This window comes from Saccharopolyspora sp. NFXS83 (genome assembly GCF_026241095.1).
Classification (GTDB): domain Bacteria; phylum Actinomycetota; class Actinomycetes; order Mycobacteriales; family Pseudonocardiaceae; genus Saccharopolyspora_C.
On sequence record NZ_JAPFGB010000012.1, the window covers coordinates 183,344 to 201,714 of the forward strand.

The window sequence follows — 18,371 nt, forward strand, 5'->3', positions numbered from 1 at the left end:
TTCCGATGGGGAATCGTTCGCTCCGTTCGCTCGGAGCGGACGAGACGTCGTTGTCCTGTCGGGGTTCGATCAGCTGCTAGCCGGTCGGGGCGGAGGAGGCGAGCGCGGCTTGGACCCCGGCCATCACCTCGCCGACCGCGCGGTCGTCGCGCAGGTCCCACACCGAGGTGACGATGTCGGCCGCCCGGTCCGGTCCGACCGCCCGTCCCGCGTTGCCGGTGAACTTCGCCGCCAGCTCCTCGGACGACAGCGGGCGCTGCGGTCCGCCGCGGTTCTCGGTGATCCGCTCGGTCACCGAGCCGCCGTCGGCGAGCTCGGCGGTGAGCACCGCGGGGAACTGGCGCGGGAACCCGGCCGTGGCCTGCTCGTCGGCGACGACCCGGACCCGCCCGGCCAGCTCCAACCGGCGGGGATCGGCCGCGGCGGCGTCGGTGAAGTCCTCGTGGAACACGCCGAGCCCGCCACCGCCGATCAGCGCGGCGGCCACGGTGTAGGGACCGGAGAACGCCGCGTGGTAGCCGGAGCGCGGATGCCGCTTCTCCTCGGCCGGTTCGGCGATGGTGCGCAGCACCGGGGCGGGCACCCCGAGCACCAGCTCGCGGACCTGCTCGGCGGTCACGCCCCGCTCGCGCAGCCGGAGGGCGGCGTCGATGCCCGCGTGGGTGAAGTGGTTGCAGGGGTAGGGCTTGAAGAACACGCCTGGCGTCTCCCACTGCTCGCCGAGCCCGTCGGTGACCCGATCCGGGTGCACCCGCTCACCGCAGAACGCGCGCAGGAAACCGAACCTGCCCTCGATCACGGTCGGCGGGCCGGTGAGGCCGTGGCGCGCCAGGTCCGCGGCGGCCACCCCGGAGTGCGCGGCCCAGCCGCAGTGCACCCGCTTGATCGTGCCGCCGGTGCGGTTCGCCTCGATCACCCCGGCGCCCATGCTCGCGGCGATGCCGACCGCGGAGGCCAGCTGATCCGCGTCGAGGCCCTGGACCATGCCGGAGGCCACGGCGGCGCCGATCGCACCGCAGATCGCCGTGGCGTGCTGCCCGTGCTCGAAGAAGACCGAGTTGCCCAGCTCCTCGTCGTAGCCCGCCATGCCGAGCCGGCAGGTGACCTCGATGCCCATCGCGGTCGCGGCCAGCAAGGCCCGGCCACCGGCGCCGGTGCGCTCCGCCGTGGCGAGCGCGGCCGGGACGACCGAGGCCGACGGGTGCAGGACCGACGGCAGGTGGGTGTCGTCGAAGTCGAGGCTGTGCGCCAAGGTTCCGTTGACCAGCGCGGCCGACGGGGCGGGCACCCGATCCGGCAGCCCGATCGCGGTCGCCGCGGGGGCGCCGCCCCACTCGGCGGCCACCGCCCCGGCGATCCGGGCGGGTTCCTCGCGGGTGGCCGCGAGCGAGTTCCCGAGGACGTCGACGATCCGGCGGACCACGTCCTCGGCCAAGGTGTCGTCGACGCCGCCGGCCGCGAGCCGGGCGCCGACCTCGCCGATCCGCTGCGCGGGAGTGGTCATGCCGGCACCACCGCCAGGGGACGGACCGGGGCGCCGGTGCCGCCGACGATGCGCAGCGGGGCGAACACGGCGAGGAATTCGCCGAGCCCCGCCTCCGCGGCGTCCTCCAGGGCGAGGTGCTCGACGATGTGGATGCCGTGCTCCACCAGCAGCACCCGGTGGACCGGCAGCACGCGGTGCCCGGCCCCGGCGGGGATCTGCTCGTAGGCGGTGGTGTCCGTGCCGGTGGCGACGATGCCGCGCTCGACCAGCCACTGGGCGCCGTCGACGGTCATGCCGGGCACGCCGGTCTCCTTGCCGACGTAGGCGGTCGCGTCGGAGAACAACCGCCCCCACCCGGTCCGCACCACGGCGACGTCGCCCGGTCCGGGCTCGGCGCCGATCCGCTCCGCGGCCCGCGCCAAGTCGTCGGCGGTGATGCCGTAACCGGGTTCCAGCACCTCCACGCCGTGCAGCGCGGCCACGTCGAGGAACACGCCGCGGGTGACCATCGGTGGGATCGTCTCCGCGCCGTGCACGGTGTGCTTGCCGCCGCGCTGGGACTCGGCCGCGTCGGCGCCGCCGTGCAGCCGCCCCTCGTGGCTGACGTGGGCGAGCGCGTCGACGTGGGTGCCGGTGTGGCCGCCGGTGACGATCACCTCGTTGGACGCCGAGCCCCCGTCGGGGCGGACCGCGTCGCCGTGGCGGCGTTCGAGGGTCATCCGGAAGCCGGGATGGTTCGGCGAGCCGGCCATCCCGGTGTAGAGCGGGTGCCCGAGCTCGATGGTCCGGGTACCGGCGCGCACGGCGCCGAGCAGTCCGTCGGTGGCGCTCACGAGTTCTCCTTCCCGGCCGCCGCACGGGCCGGTTCGTGGTGGTCGGGGGCGTGCTGTTCCAGCGCGTCGGCGAGTTCGACCACCCAGCGGGCGCCCGCGACGACGGCCGGGTCGACGAAGCGGCCGTCGGCGTCGACCCAGGCGGCGTCGCCCGCGGAGCCGACCGAGGCGAGCAGGGCGCGCGCCCGCTCGACCTCCCCGGCGTCCGGGGTGAAGGCCGCGTGCACCGGGGCGATCTGCCGGGGGTGGATCACCGACCGGCCGAAGAACCCGGCGTCGCGCAGGGCGCCGCTGTCGGCGGTGAGCCCGGCGGTGTCCGAGAGCTCGGTCCAGACGCTGGCGACCGGGCTGGGCAGTCCGGCCGCGCGGTTCGCGGTGACGAGCCGGGCCCGGGCCCAGCCGAGCTCGGCGCGGTCGCGGACCCGCAGGTCGGCGGCCAGGTCGGTCTCGCCCGGCGAGATCCCGGCGACGAGCGGGTGGCTCTCGGCGAGGTCGAAGGCCCGGCGCAGCCCGCGGGCGCTCTCCACGAGCAGGTGCAGCGGCAGCCCGGTCCGTTCGGCGAGGTCGGCGACCGCGTCCGGGTCCTCCGCTTTGGGGACCCGCAGCCCGGCGATGCCGGAGCTCGCCAGGGCGGCGGCGTCGTCGTCCGACCACGGCGTCCCGGCGGCGTTGATCCGCACCCAGATCCGGGGGTCCCGAGCTGCGGTGGCCACCGCGACCTCGCGGGCGAGCGCCTTGTCGGCGGGCGGAACCGCGTCCTCCAGGTCGAGGACGACGGCGTCGGCCGCCCCGCCGAGGGCCTTGGCGACCAGGTCGTCGCGGTGGGCGGGGACGTAGAGCCAGCTCCGCGCCCACCCGAGGGCGCTCACACGACCCCCTGTTCGCGCAGCCGGTCCAGCTCACCGGCGTCGACGCCGAGGCCGCCGAGGATTTCCGCGGTGTGCGCGCCGAGGCGCGGGCCGGTGGTGCGGACCGAGCCGGGGGTCTCGGACAGCCGGAACGGGGTGTTCTGGAAGCGGACCGGGCCCAGTTCCTCGTCGTCGATCGTCACGATGCTGCCGAGCGCGTTGAAGTGCGGGTCGGCGAGCACGTCGGCCGCGGTGTAGATCGGGGCGACCGCCGCCTGGGCCTCTTCGAAGGCCGCGACGACCTCGTCCCGGTCGCGGGCGGCGATCCAGGAACCGACGGCCGCGTCGAGCTCCTCGACGTGCTCGGCGCGGCTCGCGCCGCTGGCGAACCACGGTTCGTCGATCAGCTCCGGGGCGCCGACCAGCCGCATCACCCGCTCGGCGATCGACTGGGCGCTGGTGGACACGGCGACCCAGCGCCCGTCGGAGCACTGGTAGGTGTTGCGCGGCGCGTTGTTCGACGACCGGTTTCCGGTGCGCGGCTGCAGCACGCCGAGCTGGTCGTAGGCGATGAGGCCCGGCCCGAGCAGGTGCAGCAGCGGCTCGATGATCGCGGTGTCGAGCACCTGGCCGCGGCCGGTGTCCTCGCGGGCCCGCAGCGCGGTGAGGATGCCGAACGCGGTGGTCAGCGCGGCGACGCCGTCGGCGAGGCCGAACGGCGGCAGCGTCGGCGGGCCGTCGGGCTCACCGGTCATCGCGGCGAACCCGCTCATGGCCTCGGCGAGGGTGCCGAACCCGGGGCGGGACGAGTACGGGCCCTTCTGCCCGAACCCGGTGACCCGCGCCAGCACGAGCCGCGGGTTGCGCGCGGAGAGCTCCTCCCAGCCCAGCCCCCAGCGCTCCAGGGTGCCGGGGCGGAAGTTCTCGATCACCACGTCCGCGTCGGCCGCGAGGTCGAGGAACAGCTCCCTGCCGCGCGGGGTGGACAGCACCAGGGTGATCGCCCGCTTGTTGCGGGACAGCATCTTCCACCAGAGCCCGACGCCGTCCTTCTGCGCGCCGTGCGTGCGGGCGGGGTCACCGCGCGGGTGCTCGATCTTGATGACGTCGGCGCCGTGGTCGGCCAGCAGCGTGGCCGCCAGCGGACCGGCGAACAGGGTGGAGGCGTCGAGGACCTTCAGGCCTCGCAAGGCCGCAGGCTGGTCGTGGCTCATCATGTCCTTCCACTGCTGGTCGGGCGGGCTCGATCGGGCACGAGCCCGCCGAGCCGGGCGGTGAGGCGGTCGGCGATTTCGATCACTTCGGGGGCGGTGGCGGCGACGAATTCGCCGGTGACGCGGAATCGGGGGCCGCACACCGACACCGCTCCGACGAGGCCGCCGGGACCGAACACCGGCACGGCGACCGATCCGGCATCGCTCTGGCGCTCACCCGCGGAGGCCGCGTAGCCGAGCTCGCGGATGCGGTCCAGTTCGAGCCGCAGCGCGTCCGGGTCGGTGGGGGTGGAGGGGGTGAGCGCGGCGAGCTCACCGGCGAGCAGCCGGTCGACCTCGTCCGCGGCGGAGTAGGCGAGCATGCACTTGCCCGACGAGCCGGCGTGCAGCGGATACGGCCGGCCGAGCTCGACCGACATGGTGATCTCGTGGGTGCCGACGGCCTGGTCGAGGTAGATCCGCCCGCCGTGCACCTTCGAGCTCACGGTGGCGGTCTCGTGCAGCCGGTCGCGCAGTTCGGCGAGGAACGGCAGCGCGGCCGTGCGCAGGTCGGACTCCCGCAGCGCGCGGCTGCCCAGCGCCGCCGCGGCCGGGCCCAGGCGGTACTCGCGGGTCTCCGGGTCGTAGGCGATGAGGTCCCGCGAGCCGAGCGACTTCAGGATGCGGTGCACCACGGCCTTGGAGAGGCCGAGCTCGCGGGAAACCCTGCTCACGCCGAGCGTGGGCGGCCCCGCGGCGAACAGCAGCAGCACGTCCGCCGCCCGCTCGGTGGCTCCGGTGCCCCCGGTCATCTCCGCCACGTCATCCCCTTCGATTCGGACTGTTCGCGTACCGCTTACCGGAACGAGATTGAGCGGTATGCCCTTGCGATGTCAAGAAGTTTCGCCTCGCTTCTTGCGTATCGCCAGGCCAAGTGCTCTTATCGAGATGCCAGTCACGCCCGTGCTCGTACCGCTGAGCGGAACGAATCAGTGGGCTGGCAGTGAGGAGAAACGATGACGATCGATGTCGATCTCGTGGTCGCCGGAGCGGGCGGCGGGCTGATCGCCGCGATCCGGGCTGCGCAGCTGGGACTCGACGTGCTGGTGGTCGACTCCGACGAGAACTTCCGACGCGGCAACAACACCTCGATGTCCACCGCGATGGTTCCGGGCCCCGGATCGCGCTACCAGGCCGCCGCCGGAGTCACCGACTCCCCGCGGCTGTTCCTGGACGACGTCGCGCGCAAGACCGGGGGCACCGCCGACCAGCGGATCGCCGCCGCGCTGGCGCACGTCGGCGCGGAACTCGTCGAATGGCTGGCCGACGACGTCGGCGTGCCGATCGAACTGCCGACCGACTTCAGCTACCCCGGCCACTCGGTGCCGCGGGTGCACAGCATCCCCGGCCGCCACGGTTCGGCGCTGCTGAGCCACCTGCTCGACGCCACCGACCGCAGCGACCGGATCGACCTGCTGGTCCCGGCCAGGCTGGTCGGGGTCGAGCCCGGACCGGACGGCGGCCGGACCGCCGTGCTGGAGAACCCCGCCGGGGAGCGCGAGGAGATCACCACCCGAGCGGTGCTGCTGGCCACCAACGGCTACGGCGCCGACACCGGGCTGGTCGCCGATCACCTGCCCGAGATCGCCGGGATCCACTACCACGGCGGCGAGCACTCCCGCGGCGACGCGATCCGGATCGGCCGGGCGCTCGGCGCCGCGACCGGGTACCTCGACGCCTACCAGGGCCACGCCGCCCTGTCCGCCGCCGCGCACACCCTCGTGACCTGGACGGCGGTGATGCACGGCGCCGCGGTCGTCGACGCGGGCGGAACCCGGTTCGGCGACGAGACGGCCGGTTACTCCGAATACGCGGCGGTGCTCGCCGGACGTCCCGGCGGACGCGGCTGGATGGTCTTCGACTCGCGGATCGACGGGCTGTGCCGCGCCTTCGGCGACTACCAGGACGTGCTGTCGGCGGGCGCCGTGCGCACCGCGGACGACCCGGCGGAACTCGCCCGGCTGATCGGAGTTCCGGCCGCCGCGCTGGAATCGGAGATCGACGCGCTGGCCGAGGTCGCCGCGGGCACCCGAGCCGACCGCTTCGGCCGCGGCACGGCCACCGAGCTGCGCGCCCCGCTGCACGCCGTCGAGATCGTCCCCGCGCTGTTCCACACCCAGGGCGGGCTGCTCGTCGACGAGCACGCCCGCGTGCTCGACACCGCCGGGGAACCCGTCCCCGGCCTGTACGCCTCCGGCGGCGCCGCCGCCGGGATCTCCGGTCACGGCGCGGCCGGATACCTCGCGGGCAACGGCCTGCTTCCCGCGCTGGGCCTCGCCTACCTGGCCGCCGGGCACCTCGCCCGGTCGGCCGACCCCACCCGCAACCTCACCCCGGAAGGTGCCTGATGACCCGACCCGATCTGATCGTCCGCGACGTCCGCGTCGTCCGCCCCGGCGGCGGCGAGCCGTTCCCCGCCGACATCGCGATCACCGACGGCGTCGTCTCCGAGGTCGGACCGGGACTGCCGGTGCCGGAGGGCACCGAGGTCCACGAGGGCCGCGGCAGGCTCGCCTTCCCCGGAGTCGTCGACGCCCACCAGCACTGGGGCATCTACAACTCGCTGTCGGACGACACCGCCACCGAGAGCCGGGCCTGCGCCCAGGGCGGCGTGACGACCTCGCTCACCTACATGCGGACCGGGCAGTACTACCTGAACCGGGGCGGCCCGTACTCCGAGGTCTTCCCGGAGGTGCTCGCCTCCTCCGAGGGTCGCTCGTACGTGGACTACGCCTTCCACCTCGCCCCGATGCAGTCCTCGCACATCGACGAGATCCCCGCGCTGGTGCGGGACCACGGCGTCACGTCGTTCAAGATCTTCATGTTCTACGGCAGCCACGGGCTGCACGGCCGCTCCACCGACCAGAGCGACTTCCTGATGATCCCGGAGGGCGAGCGCTACGACATCGCCCACTTCGAGTTCGTCATGCGCGGGATCCAGGCCGCCCGCGAGGCGAACCCGGACATCGCCGACCAGATCTCGCTGTCGCTGCACTGCGAGACCGCGGAGATCATGACCGCCTACACCCGCCTGGTCGAGGAGGAGGGCACCCTCTCCGGCCTGGAGGCCTACAGCGCGTCGCGCCCGCCGCACTCGGAGGGCCTGGCGGTGACCATCGCCTCCTACCTCGCCCACGAGACGGGCCTGCCCACCATCAACCTGCTGCACCTGTCGTCGGCGAAGGCGATGGAGGCCGCGATGGTGATGGCGAAGGCGTTCCCGCACGTCGACTTCCGCCGCGAGGTGACGATCGGGCACCTGCTGACCGACGTGACCACCGCGGACGGCGTCGGCGGCAAGGTCAACCCACCGCTGCGCCCGCGCGCCGACGTCGAGGCGCTCTGGGAACACCTGCTCGCCGGGGACGTCAGCTGGGTCGTGTCGGACCACGCCTGCTGCAAGGAGGAGAAGAAGTTCGGCGACGACCCCGAGGACGTGTTCGCCGCGAAGTCCGGCTTCGGCGGGGCGGAGTACCTGCTGCCCGGCCTCGTCGGTGAGGGGCGCCGGCGCGGCCTGCCGATGTCGACGGTCGCCGAGCTCGTCTCGACGAACCCGGCCCGGCGCCTCGGCCTGCCGACCAAGGGCGACATCGCGGCGGGCTTCGACGCCGACATCGTCCTGGTCGACCCGGACCGCTCCTTCGTCGTGGACCCCGCAGCCTCGGAATCCACCCAGGAGTACACCCCGTTCCGCGGGGCGGAGATCGGCGCCACGGTCGAGACCACGTTCCTGCGCGGCAAGCGGATCTTCGACGGCGGCGAGGTGCTGGGCGAGCCCGCGGGGCGCTACCTGCACCGCCCGACGGGCCGCTGAGCCGGGGTCCCGTGGTCGCGCGCGACCGCGGGACGCCCGCTAGTGCGGTCGGAGTGCGCAGGGGAGAGCGGTCCGGATCTTCGATCCCGGCCGCTCTCCCCTGCGCACGTCCGGCTCTGCTCCTCCGCCGCCGGCGGATCGCGCTCCCCGCGGCTCCGGGTTCCGCCGCACCACCCGGTGGACCGGACACGTCCCGCAGGGAGCGGTTCACCAGGGCGTGACCAACGACACTTCCCGGCATGCTGGCTGGTGGACGCGGTGGACCAGCGCAATTCCGTGGCCCGCCGTCGGTGGGGTGGCCCATGCTGGCGGGCGGGGCGGAGGACCCGTGGTGCGCGGTCGGTGCGCGCGGGCCACGGATGAGCAGAGTCGGAGACAACCGGTGCGACGTCTTGAGTACAAGTGGCTGGTCGGGATCACGTTCGTGCTCGGTCTGATCATGCAGATCCTGGACATGACCGTGCTCAACGTGGCGCTCGCGACGCTCGGCAGGGAGTTCCACGTCGGCGAGGGCACCCTGCAGTGGGTGCTGACCGGCTACATGATCAGCCTCGCCGTGTTCGTGCCGTCCTCCGGCTGGATCGCGGACCGCTTCGGCAGCAAGCGCACCTTCCAGCTCGCCGTGGTCCTGTTCACGCTGGCCTCCGTGCTGTGCGGGCTCGCGACGGAGATGTGGATGCTCATCGGAGCCCGCGTCCTGCAGGGCGTCGGCGGCGGCATGCTCGTCCCCGTGGGCCAGGCCATGCTGTTCCGCGCGTTCCCCGCGAACGAGCGGGCGAAGGCCTCCGCGGTGCTGTCCATCCCGATCACCATCGCCCCCACGCTCGGACCGCTGCTCGGCGGCGTGCTCGTGGAGTACGCCAGCTGGCGGTGGATCTTCTTCATCAACGTGCCGGTCGGTGCGGTGGCGCTGCTGTTCACCGTGCTGTTCCTGAAAGAAGAGCACCGCGAACGCCCCGGCCGGTTCGACCTGCCCGGCTTCGTGCTCGCCGGCGCGGGCCTGGCGACGCTGCTGGTCTCGCTCGACCAGGGCGCGCAGCTCGGCTGGGGGCGCCCGTCGGTGTGGGGCGCGCTGCTCGTCTCGGCGGTGCTCATCGGCGGGCTCGTGGTGCGCGAACTGCGGACGGCGGAACCGATGCTCGACCTGCGGCTGCTCGGCGACCGATTGTTCGGCACCGGCAACGCGCTGCTCGTGTGCTCCACCGGAGCGATCTTCGGGACGCTGTTCCTGCTGCCGCTGTTCCTGCAGAAGCTGCACGGGTTCTCCCCGTTCGAGTCCGGGCTGGTGCTGATGCCGCAAGCGCTGACCATGCTGGCGGCGACCCAGGTGGTCAGCCGCATCTACGGGCGCTTCGGGCCGCGACCGCTGCTGCTGATCGGCTTCAGCGTGCTCATCACGGTGGGACTGGCGCTGCAACTGCTGAGCACCACGACACCGGTGTGGTTCCTCGTCGTGCTGCTGATGTGGCTCGGGTTGGGCATGGGGCTGCTGATGACGCCGTTGCAGACCGCCGCGTTCGCCCGGATCTCCGGAGCCGCGATGGGGCACGCGAGTTCGCTGTTCAACGCCAGCAGGCAGGTGGCGACCGCGCTCGGCACCGCGGTGTGCGCCACCATCCTGGTCGCGATCACCGAGGCCCGCTCGTCCACCGTGGACCTCGCCGCACCCGGCGCGGTCGAGCAGATGCAGATGGCCGCCTACCGCGGGGCGTTCCTCGCCTCGATCGGCTTCGGCGTTCTCGGATTGTTGCTGTCGCTGCGAGTGCGCAACGCCGACGCCGCAGCGACGCTGGACGACCAGGAGAAATCGCGCGCGCGGCCGAGGAAACGCGGTGGCGACCGCTCGGGCACCACGACCGTGAGATAGCTCAAGGTATCCCCACAACGGTCCGCACCGGTGCACTATTTGAAGGGTGACCGAATTGCCGCACGCCGACCAGGTCCGCAACCACGCCCGCTGGCGTCCGGGATGGCATTCCGGCCGCACCAGCTACGCCTGGCTGTTGCCGTTCGCCGACCAGCCCGGACTCCGCCACCTGGTCAACCAGTACCAGTACGCGCTGCGCGACCTGCCCGGATTCGACCTCGTCCCGCTGGAGTGGATGCACATCCTGGTGCAGGAGGTCGGGTTCACCGACGAGGTACCGCAGGAGAAGATCGACTCCCTGGTCGACGCCGCCCGCAAGCGCCTCACCGGGTTCACCCCGCTGTCGCTGGCGTTCCACCGCGCCGTGGTGCTGCCCGAGTCGCTGTCGCTGCCCGCCGAACCGCAGACCTCGCTGCTGGACCTGCGCGCCGGGCTCCGGGCCGCGACCGCCGACGCGCTCGGGGACGACCAGGTTCCCGGTGAGCCGGAGGAGGTCGACCGGCACATCAGCCTCGCGTTCTCCACCACCGAAGGTCCCGCGATCTTCGCCGTGGCCACGCTCGGCGGCACCGACGTCGACCCGACGACGGCGAAGACCTCCGCGGTGTCCCTGGTGCGCCTGAACCGCGACCACTCCTGCTCCGAGTGGGAGACCATCGCGCAGGTCCCGCTGGGTTGAGGGGGTCGGGCTCTTTTTGCTTTGGTGGTGGGGTGGCGGAACCTCAGCCGGTCTCTCGCTGCGGGATCTTTTCCCGAGTGGCTCCTCACGAGGGAAAAGCTGTCCTCGCGAGGAAGCCGCTGAGAACCCGCGGGTGGTTGAGCTCTCGACGTGGGCTGTGCGCTTCGCGCATACAGGCACGGCTTCGCCGCGAGCCAGGCGTGGCTTCGCCCGCCCAAGGCACGGCTTCCCCGCTGAGACGACGAACGATCAAGGACACTGCTCACCTGGAATGACAGGGCTGAGGACAGGGTTTCAGCGGTGCCGGTCGCTCTGGTCGCAGGTGGCAGGAGGAGGGGCTGGCGAAGCGTCCGCACTGGCCCGCTTCGGCTGAGCCGGTCCTCCGAACGGGTACCTTCGGAAGTGTGGCCGCCGTGGCGGACGCACCGGGTCGGAATCCGTTCGGAGGGACCATGTCGGGCGCACTCATCCTGATCATCCTCGCGGCCGTCGTCCTCGTAGGCGCGCTGTGGTGGTCCCGCCGCCAGGCTCTGGACCGCACGCGCAAGGAGCTCGACGACTCGCGGGCCGAGGCTCGCCGCTGGGTGGAACGCCTCGGCGGCCAGGTGCTCAACATCGACGGCACCGACGAGGCCTCGAAGCAGGCCATGGCCGACGCGGCCGAGCGGCACAACGCCGCCGTCTCCCAGCTCGACCAGGCGACCTCCGCCGAGCAGTGCAGGCTGACCACGCAGACCGCGATGGAAGGCTTGTACTACGTGCGGGCCGCGCGCACCGCGATGGGCCTCGACCCCGGCCCGGAGCTGCCGGACCTCAGCCACGGCGCGGGCAAGGTCACCGAGCACCGCGAGGTCGAGGTGGAGGGCAGGCAGCAGGTCGCCTCCCCGTCGCCGAGCGATCAGACCCCGCACTACTACCCCGGCGGGCGCGTCGCGGGCCGCCCGGTTCCCGAGGGCTGGTACAGCGAGCCGTGGTGGAAGCCCGCGCTGGTCGCCGGAGCCTGGGGCGCGGGTTCGTTCCTGCTGATGAGCGCCATGTTCAGCGGCATGCCCGGCGTGTCGGAAGCGGCCTACGCCGACGGTTTCCAGGACGGCCAGGGCGATCTCGGGGACTCCGGCGACCTGGGTGACTCGGGCGACTTCGGCGACCCCGGAGATTCCGGCGGCGACTTCGGGGATTTCGACTTCGACCTGGGCGACTTCGGCTTCTGACCAGCAGGCCCCCGCAGCCACGGCAAAGGGCGAACGCCCCCCCCTACGGCGAAGCCGTGCCGTGGGCGGCGAAGCCCGCCTGCCTTGCGGCCGAAGGCCGTGCCTGTAAAGCGCGAAGCGCTTTAGCCCACGTCCACAAGCCGACCACCCGCGGGTTCTCAGCGGCTTCCTCGCGAGGACAGCTTTTTCCCTCGTGGCGGAGCCACTCGGGAAAAGATCCCGCAGCGAGGAAGCCGCTGAGGTTCCGCCACCCGACCACCCAAGAAAAACGAGCCGTGGAACCCGATCAAGCCTGGCAACACGGACACCAGTACAGGTTCCGGCCGGAGAGGTCGACGGTCGCGATCGGAGTGCCGCAGACGAGGCACGGCGCATTCGCCCGGCGGTAGACGTAGACCTCGCCGCCGTGCCGGTCCTGCCGGGGTTCCCGGCCCATCGCCTCGGGTTCGTGCTCGGGGCGGACCGTGTCGATGCGGCCCACCCGGACGCCGTCGGCCATCAGCTCGACGAGGTCGTCCCAGATGAGCTTCCACTGCTGCTCGCTGAGCTCACGTCCCGGCGTGCAGGGCGGAATCCCGTGCCGGAACAGGACTTCCGCGCGGTACACGTTGCCCGCTCCGGCGAGGATCTTCTGGTCCAGCAGCAGGGCCGCGATGCTGGTGCGGGATCGCGAGATCCGCGCCCACGCCCGGTCCGGTTCGGCGTCGGCGCGCAGCGGGTCCGGGCCGAGCCGTTCCCGCAGCGCGGTGACCTCGTCGAGGGTGAGCAGTTCGCACGCCGTCGGCCCGCGCAGGTCGGTGCCGGCGTCCGGCCCGATGAGGCGCATCCGCACCTGGCCGCGCGGTTCTTGCGGCGGCAGCGGGAATTCGGTGAAGGTCCCGTACAGCCCGAGGTGCACGTGCACGACTTCGGGGCCGTAGAAGTGGAAGAGGTGTTTGCCGTGCGCCTCCGCCCGCTCGAACGGCGCACCGTCCACTCGGGAGGCACCGGCGCCGAACCGCCCCTGCGGACTGGACACGCGGACGCGGTGGCCGCCGAACCGGGAATCGTGCAGCCCGGCCAGCCGGTGCAGGGTGTGACCTTCGGGCATCGGTCAGAACAACACCCAGAGCACGATCGACTCGACGAGGTACGCGAGCACGCAGCAGGCGCTCACGACCAGTCCGCGCCGCACCGTTCCGGGAGCCGCGCCGCGGCGCAGCGCCACGACTACTCCGCTGACGAAGGCCAGGCACACGGCGAGGAAACCGCCGACGATCAACCAGATCCCGACGCCGAGGGCGCAGTCGGGTTGCGTGCAGGCGGCACCGGGGCCGCCCGCCAGGTAGGGCGCGAGCGCGCTCTGCCCGAAGAAGAGGACGAGCACGCCGACCACCGCGCCGCCGAACGCGACCAGCGGTGTCAGCAGGGCGGTGGCCGGGCGTGCTCCGGTCATGTCGTGGTCACTCCGCGGGCAGCGCCGGCGGCTCGCCGGTCCGCTCGTAGTCGGAGAGCAGGTCGATGCGGCGCTGGTGCCTGCCGCCTTCGAACTCGGTACCGAGGAACGCCTCGACGATCGCCTCGATCTCCTCGACGGAGTGCATCCGCGCGCCGATGCCGGCGAGCAGTGCGTTGTTGTGCTGACGAGCGAGCTTGGCGGTGTCGACGTTCCAGGTCAGGGCCGCGCGGGCACCGGGGACCTTGTTGGCGGCGATCTGCTCGCCGTTGCCGGAGCCGCCGATGACCAGCCCGAGGCTGCCTTCGTCGGCCACGACCTGGCGAGCGGCTTCGACGCAGAACGGCGGGTAGTCGTCCTGAGCGTCGTAGGCCGCGGGCCCCACGTCGGTCACCTCGTGACCGCGCTCGGTCAGCCACTTGACCAGGTGATTCTTGAGTTCGAACCCTGCGTGATCAGATCCTAGGTAGACGCGCACGGGGGCAGTGTGTCAAACGCCCCACCGCCGCCTCGCACCCTGGTTAGGGTTGCCCGGTGACCGATGCCGACGCCGCGCCGACGGGCCGGTGGCTCGAAGTGGCCGACGGCGTGCGCGCCCGGCGCCACGCGGAGCTCGACCTCACCACCGGCCTGGTGCTGGGCTCGGACCGAGCGCTGGTCATCGACACCCGAGGTGATCGCCGCCAAGGTGCCGAGCTCGCCGAGGCGGTGCGGGCCGAGACCTCGCTGCCCTGCGATGTCGTGCTGACCCACGGCCATTTCGACCACTGCTTCGGCACCGCCGCGTTCCGGCCCGCTTCCGTGTGGGCGCACCAGGGATGCGCCACCTACCTGCGCGGACACGCCGAGCGGCAGCGCGCGGAGTGGGTCGCGCACTACCGCCGCGAGGGACGCGCCGACGTCGCCGAGGCGCTCGCCGGCACCGACGTGGTCCTGCCGGACCGCCCGGTCACCGGCTCGGCCGAAGTGGACCTGGGCGGGCGCGTCGTGCGGTTGCACCACTTCGGACCGGCGCACACCGATCACGACCTGGTGGTGTCGGTGCCGGACGTGGCCGTGGTCTTCGCCGGTGACCTCGTCGAGCAGGGGGCGCCGCCGGACTTCGAGGACGCCGACCCGCGGAACTGGCCGACGGCGCTGAGCGGCGTGCTCGCGCTGCGACCGGAGATCGTCGTCCCCGGCCACGGCACCCCGGTCGACGCGGAGTTCGTGCGCGGGCAGCGCGACGAACTCGTCCGCCTGGCCGACGTGTGCGCGCGGCACGCTCGGGGAGAGCTCACCACCGGCGAAGCGCTGCGCCACTCCCCGTACCCCGCCGGCACCGCTGAGCAAGCCCTGCGGAATTTCCACTAGCCCGTTCAGCCGTACGCGTGCGGCCGTTCGGAGTCATTTCGCGGGTGGGGGGCACCGATCTCCGATCGAGAACGTCATGCTCACCAATGGCCGGAAATCACCCGGCAGGCGACCCGCACGACGGCACTACGCTGGGGCGATCAACATAGCCGTGGTGCAGCGAACGACTACTTGGGGAGGCGACGGTGTCCGATCCGGACCCGACCGGCGCGGCGCGACGACAGGAACTGCGCACGAGCAACGACGCACTGCGCGGGCAGATCGACGGAATGCTCGCGGACCTGCGCCGCCGCACGGCCGAAATCCAGGAGAAGCAGACCGAGGCCGCGGCCAAGACCCACGAGGTCGTCTCCGAGGACGGCGTGATCACCGCGCGGGTCGACGCGACGGGCACGCTGGAACAACTCCTGCTGTCGGCGAAGGCCTTCGAGCGCACCACCCCGGAACAGCTGGCGCGCAACATCACCAGCGTCGTCCGGGAGGCGACCGGCAGCGCGCAGCAGTCGTTGCAGTCCGATTTCGCCGCGCTCGCCGAAACCCCGGACCTGCCGGACGTGTTCGCCGGGGCGCCGTCGCTGACGGACTTCTTGCCCAGCAGCGGCCCGCTGGTCGCCCCGCCCGACCCGGCCGCCGAACGAGCCGCGCGCACCGGCAAGCAGCCGTCCGCCCAGCAGGCGGGCACCCGTCGCGACGACGTGGACGACGACGAGCCACCGCAGTCCTTCATGACGGAGGGCCGCTGGTGAGCGGCCAGATGGAGATGCGCCCGGAGGAGATCCGGGCGGGCGGCAAGCGGATCGGCGATGCCGGGAGCCAGCTGAGCACCGTGCTCCAGCAGCTCAAATCCGGTTTGGACGCCGAAGGCGAGTGCTGGGGCGGCGACGAGGCCGGGCAGAAGTTCGCCGAGAGCTACGTCAAGAACAGCACCGATGTCAGCGACGGCATGAAGAAGCTCGCCGAGGCGCTCGGCAACATCAGGGACAACCTGACCGCCACCGCCGACGACACCGAGGGCCGCGACGAGCAGGCCGCCTCCGACATCGGCAACGTGCCGCAGAGCTGAACACCGACTTGGCCGACCAGTGACTGGGGAGTCCTACCGCCATGAGCATCGAGATGCCCGACGAGGTCAAATGGCTGCTGCCGATCGTCGTCGGACAGTCCTGGCCGGAAGGTGACGAGGACGCGCTGCGCCGCCTCGCCGACGCGTGGCGGGCGGCGGGCGACGGCATCGACGGCGTCACCGGCGACGCGAACGGCGGCGCGAGCCAGTCGCTCGGCGGTATGGAAGGCCAGACGCACGACGCGTTCGAGAAGCTCTGGCAGGACATCGGCAACGGCGGCGAAGCCGCGCTGCCGAAGCTCCAGGAGGCGTGCGAGCAGCTCGGGCAGGGTTGCGACGACGCGGCGCTGGACGTCGAGCACACCAAGCTGACCATCATCGCCTCGCTGATCGCGCTCGCGATCCAGATCGCCGCGATGATCGCCAGCGCCGCGTTCAGCTTCGGCGCCTCCACGGCGGGAATTCCCATCGCGCAAGGCATCACGCGCACCGTGGTGATGCAGATCTTCAAGCAGCTCGTGCTGAGCATCGCCAAGAACGTGGCCATCGAGGTCGCCACGTCCATGGCGATCGAGGCCGCGGTGCAGGGCATCCAGATCGCCTCCGGCGAGCGCAAGGGCCTCGACGGCGGCAAGTTCAAGGACGCGGCGATCAGCGGGGCCATCGGCGGCGCCGTCGGCGGTGTCTTCGAGGGCGTCGGGAACGTGGCGGCGCGCAAGGCGGCCGGGGCCGTCGGCGACGCGGCCGGCGACGCCGTGGGAGATGCCGCGGGCAACGCCGCGAGCTCGGCGGGCCGGGCGGCGGGGGCTGCGGGAGAAGCCGCGGGAAGCGCCGCCGGTGCGGCCGGGCGAGCCGCGGGAGACGCGGCGGGCGACGCCGCCGGAGCCGCGGGCGAGAGCGCGGCCAAGAACATCGGCGCGACGGCGCTCAAGGAAGGCGCCAGCGGTGCCGCGCAAGGCGCCATCGGCAGCGTCGCCGAGCAGCTCATCACCGAAGGCAAGGTCGACTGGGGCGACGTCGGCACCGGCGCGATGTCCGGTGGCGCGATGGGCGCGGGCATGGGCGCGGGCGGCGCGGGCCTCTCGAACCACTTCAGCGCCCCGGACGTGCCCGACGTGAGCGGGTCCGGCGATTCCTCGGGCAGCAGCGGCTCGTCCGGATCCGGTGACAGCGGATCCTCCGGTGGCGGCGACAGCGGCTCGTCCGGTGGCAGCGGTGACGCGTCGAGTTCGACGTCCACCGGCAGCACGGCGTCCGCCACCGCGGAGGGCGGCTCGCCCGGCGACTCCGGCGGATCGGATTCCGGTTCGGGCAGCGGTTCTTCCGCCTCTCGACCGTCCATCGAGGACATGCTGTCCGGTGATCCGTCCACGGCGAGCGCGGATTCGAGCAGCGGACCTGCCTCGTCCGCCGAAGGGTCCACGAGCTCGTCGTCCGGCACCGACGGGTCGACGAGTTCTTCCGACAGCGGGTCGTCGTCCGCCGGGGACGGGAGCCGTTCGTCGAGCGACGGCGGCTCGACCTCCTCCGCCGAAGGCGGTTCCGGCTCGACCGCCGAGGGCGGCTCGCGGTCGTCCGCCGAGGACTCCGGGGCGCGCACGTCGGGTGACGCCGACTCCGGCGGCTCGCGGTCCGACTCGGACGCGGCGTCGTCCTCCCGGAGCGCGGAAGGCCCGAGCACTCGCTCCGACGCAGCGGACTCCTCGTCGGCCTCCGACGGGGCTTCCGCCCGGACGTCGGATCCCACGCCTGCGAGCGATTCCGCAGCGACGCCCAGGTCGTCCACCGACGGCGACTCCAGCGGCCCGTCGACCGACGGCGGTTCCGGCACGGGTCGAGCCGACACCGCCTCGACCGGCGGCTCGGGTTACGGCTCCGGGTACGGCGACAGCGGCACGACCGCCACCTCGGGCGCAGCAGAGTCGAGCGGTTCCGGCACGGACACCGGTGGCGCCACGGGATCCCGAGGCACCGACACGTCATCCGAGACCGGCTCCGGTGGTTCGGACGGGTCCAGCGGTTCCTCGAACTCGGGCACGTCCGGGTCGACTCCGGGCGAGTCGAGCCCGGCGTCCGGTGGTTCCGGGAACGCGTCCGGCACGACTCCGGGCGCATCCGGCGCGGCTTCCGGTGGTTCCGCGGGTGGCGCGGGTTCGATGCCGCACGGCGATTCCACGCGCACCCAGCCTTCCGGACCCGCGAGCACCACGTCAGCGTCCAATGTGGATGCTCCGGCGCGTCCCGCCGAGCCCGCGGCGGCGCCCGCTCCCGCGGCGCAAGCCGGTGCGGGCCGCGCCGACCAGGGCACGGCCGCGGGTGGCGGCGCGATGGGCGGTGCACCCGCCGGCGGCGCACCCGGTGCCGCCGGAACGCCCGGCTCCGGCGGTAACCGGCCGGGCTCCGCCGGGAGCTGGACCGGTACCTCCGGCACGCCGGGCGCCGCGCACCGCGCGACCGGCGGCGACGGCCCCCGCCCCGGCGGTCCGCGCGCGGACCGGCCGCTCGCCCCGTCCGCGCGAGGCGCGGACG

The 18,371-nt window shown here is 72.9% G+C and carries 17 protein-coding genes; 9 read left to right on the plus strand and 8 right to left on the minus strand.

Annotated features, from left to right (window positions below; translation table 11 throughout):
- Positions 1-76: 76 nt before the first annotated feature.
- Genes OOZ19_RS15775 through OOZ19_RS15795 form a run of 5 tightly spaced genes read right to left on the minus strand, consistent with a single transcriptional unit; the run spans position 77 to position 5,172 of the window.
- Entirely contained in the window at positions 77-1,504 is a 1,428-nt protein-coding gene (locus OOZ19_RS15775) for an MmgE/PrpD family protein (protein ID WP_266090847.1), read from the minus strand.
- Entirely contained in the window at positions 1,501-2,319 is an 819-nt protein-coding gene (locus tag OOZ19_RS15780) for a cyclase family protein (RefSeq protein ID WP_266090848.1), read from the minus strand. Before OOZ19_RS15780 ends, OOZ19_RS15775 begins: the two co-directional genes overlap by 4 nt.
- A complete protein-coding gene (locus OOZ19_RS15785) occupies positions 2,316-3,188 on the minus strand; it encodes an HpcH/HpaI aldolase/citrate lyase family protein (protein WP_266090849.1) in 873 nt (290 codons plus the stop codon). Before OOZ19_RS15785 ends, OOZ19_RS15780 begins: the two co-directional genes overlap by 4 nt.
- Positions 3,185-4,384: a CaiB/BaiF CoA transferase family protein gene (locus tag OOZ19_RS15790; RefSeq protein WP_266090850.1), complete on the minus strand. Its 1,200-nt coding sequence runs from the start codon at positions 4,382-4,384 to the stop codon at positions 3,185-3,187. Before OOZ19_RS15790 ends, OOZ19_RS15785 begins: the two co-directional genes overlap by 4 nt.
- Complete coding sequence (locus OOZ19_RS15795; protein WP_266090874.1) at positions 4,381-5,172, minus strand: IclR family transcriptional regulator; 792 nt, start codon at positions 5,170-5,172, stop codon at positions 4,381-4,383. Before OOZ19_RS15795 ends, OOZ19_RS15790 begins: the two co-directional genes overlap by 4 nt.
- A 204-nt stretch (positions 5,173-5,376) precedes the next feature.
- Between OOZ19_RS15795 and OOZ19_RS15800 the strand changes: the two genes are divergently transcribed.
- From OOZ19_RS15800 to OOZ19_RS15820, 5 genes are all read left to right on the plus strand, one after another.
- Positions 5,377-6,768, plus strand: coding sequence for an FAD-dependent oxidoreductase (locus tag OOZ19_RS15800; protein ID WP_266090851.1), 1,392 nt, complete (start codon positions 5,377-5,379; stop codon positions 6,766-6,768).
- A complete protein-coding gene (locus tag OOZ19_RS15805) occupies positions 6,768-8,234 on the plus strand; it encodes a dihydroorotase (protein WP_266090852.1) in 1,467 nt (488 codons plus the stop codon). The genes OOZ19_RS15800 and OOZ19_RS15805 overlap by 1 nt, the downstream gene beginning before the upstream one ends.
- Before the next feature lie 382 nt (positions 8,235-8,616).
- Positions 8,617-10,101, plus strand: a complete 1,485-nt coding sequence (locus OOZ19_RS15810; protein ID WP_266090853.1) for an MDR family MFS transporter — start codon at positions 8,617-8,619, stop codon at positions 10,099-10,101.
- A 46-nt stretch (positions 10,102-10,147) separates the two neighbouring features.
- Complete coding sequence (locus tag OOZ19_RS15815) at positions 10,148-10,780, plus strand: 2'-5' RNA ligase family protein (RefSeq protein WP_266090854.1); 633 nt, start codon at positions 10,148-10,150, stop codon at positions 10,778-10,780.
- A 452-nt stretch (positions 10,781-11,232) separates the two neighbouring features.
- Positions 11,233-11,991 carry a hypothetical protein gene (locus OOZ19_RS15820; RefSeq protein WP_266090855.1) on the plus strand — a complete coding sequence of 253 codons (759 nt, stop codon included), beginning with the start codon at positions 11,233-11,235 and terminating at the stop codon, positions 11,989-11,991.
- Between the two features lie 286 nt (positions 11,992-12,277).
- Here OOZ19_RS15820 and OOZ19_RS15825 read toward each other — a convergent pair whose 3' ends face one another.
- The 3 genes from OOZ19_RS15825 to OOZ19_RS15835 are packed head-to-tail and all read right to left on the minus strand — an operon-like array spanning position 12,278 to position 13,904.
- The gene (locus tag OOZ19_RS15825; protein ID WP_266090856.1) at positions 12,278-13,081 is read right to left on the minus strand and encodes an Fpg/Nei family DNA glycosylase; all 804 of its coding nucleotides are present in this window, start codon (positions 13,079-13,081) and stop codon (positions 12,278-12,280) included.
- A 3-nt stretch (positions 13,082-13,084) separates the two neighbouring features.
- The gene (locus OOZ19_RS15830) at positions 13,085-13,426 is read right to left on the minus strand and encodes a hypothetical protein (protein ID WP_266090857.1); all 342 of its coding nucleotides are present in this window, start codon (positions 13,424-13,426) and stop codon (positions 13,085-13,087) included.
- 7 nt (positions 13,427-13,433) lie between these two features.
- Positions 13,434-13,904 carry a ribose-5-phosphate isomerase gene (locus tag OOZ19_RS15835; protein WP_184477591.1) on the minus strand — a complete coding sequence of 157 codons (471 nt, stop codon included), beginning with the start codon at positions 13,902-13,904 and terminating at the stop codon, positions 13,434-13,436.
- Between the two features lie 56 nt (positions 13,905-13,960).
- Between OOZ19_RS15835 and OOZ19_RS15840 the strand changes: the two genes are divergently transcribed.
- From OOZ19_RS15840 to OOZ19_RS15855, 4 genes are all read left to right on the plus strand, one after another.
- Positions 13,961-14,779 (plus strand): MBL fold metallo-hydrolase, encoded by an 819-nt coding sequence (locus OOZ19_RS15840; RefSeq protein ID WP_266090858.1) that lies wholly within the window; start codon positions 13,961-13,963, stop codon positions 14,777-14,779.
- 185 nt (positions 14,780-14,964) lie between these two features.
- Positions 14,965-15,525, plus strand: a complete 561-nt coding sequence (locus OOZ19_RS15845; protein WP_266090859.1) for a YbaB/EbfC family nucleoid-associated protein — start codon at positions 14,965-14,967, stop codon at positions 15,523-15,525.
- Positions 15,522-15,842 carry a WXG100 family type VII secretion target gene (locus OOZ19_RS15850; protein ID WP_266090860.1) on the plus strand — a complete coding sequence of 107 codons (321 nt, stop codon included), beginning with the start codon at positions 15,522-15,524 and terminating at the stop codon, positions 15,840-15,842. Before OOZ19_RS15845 ends, OOZ19_RS15850 begins: the two co-directional genes overlap by 4 nt.
- Before the next feature lie 41 nt (positions 15,843-15,883).
- On the plus strand, positions 15,884-18,371 hold a 2,488-nt coding region (locus tag OOZ19_RS15855; protein ID WP_507028813.1), incomplete at its 3' end, for a WXG100-like domain-containing protein.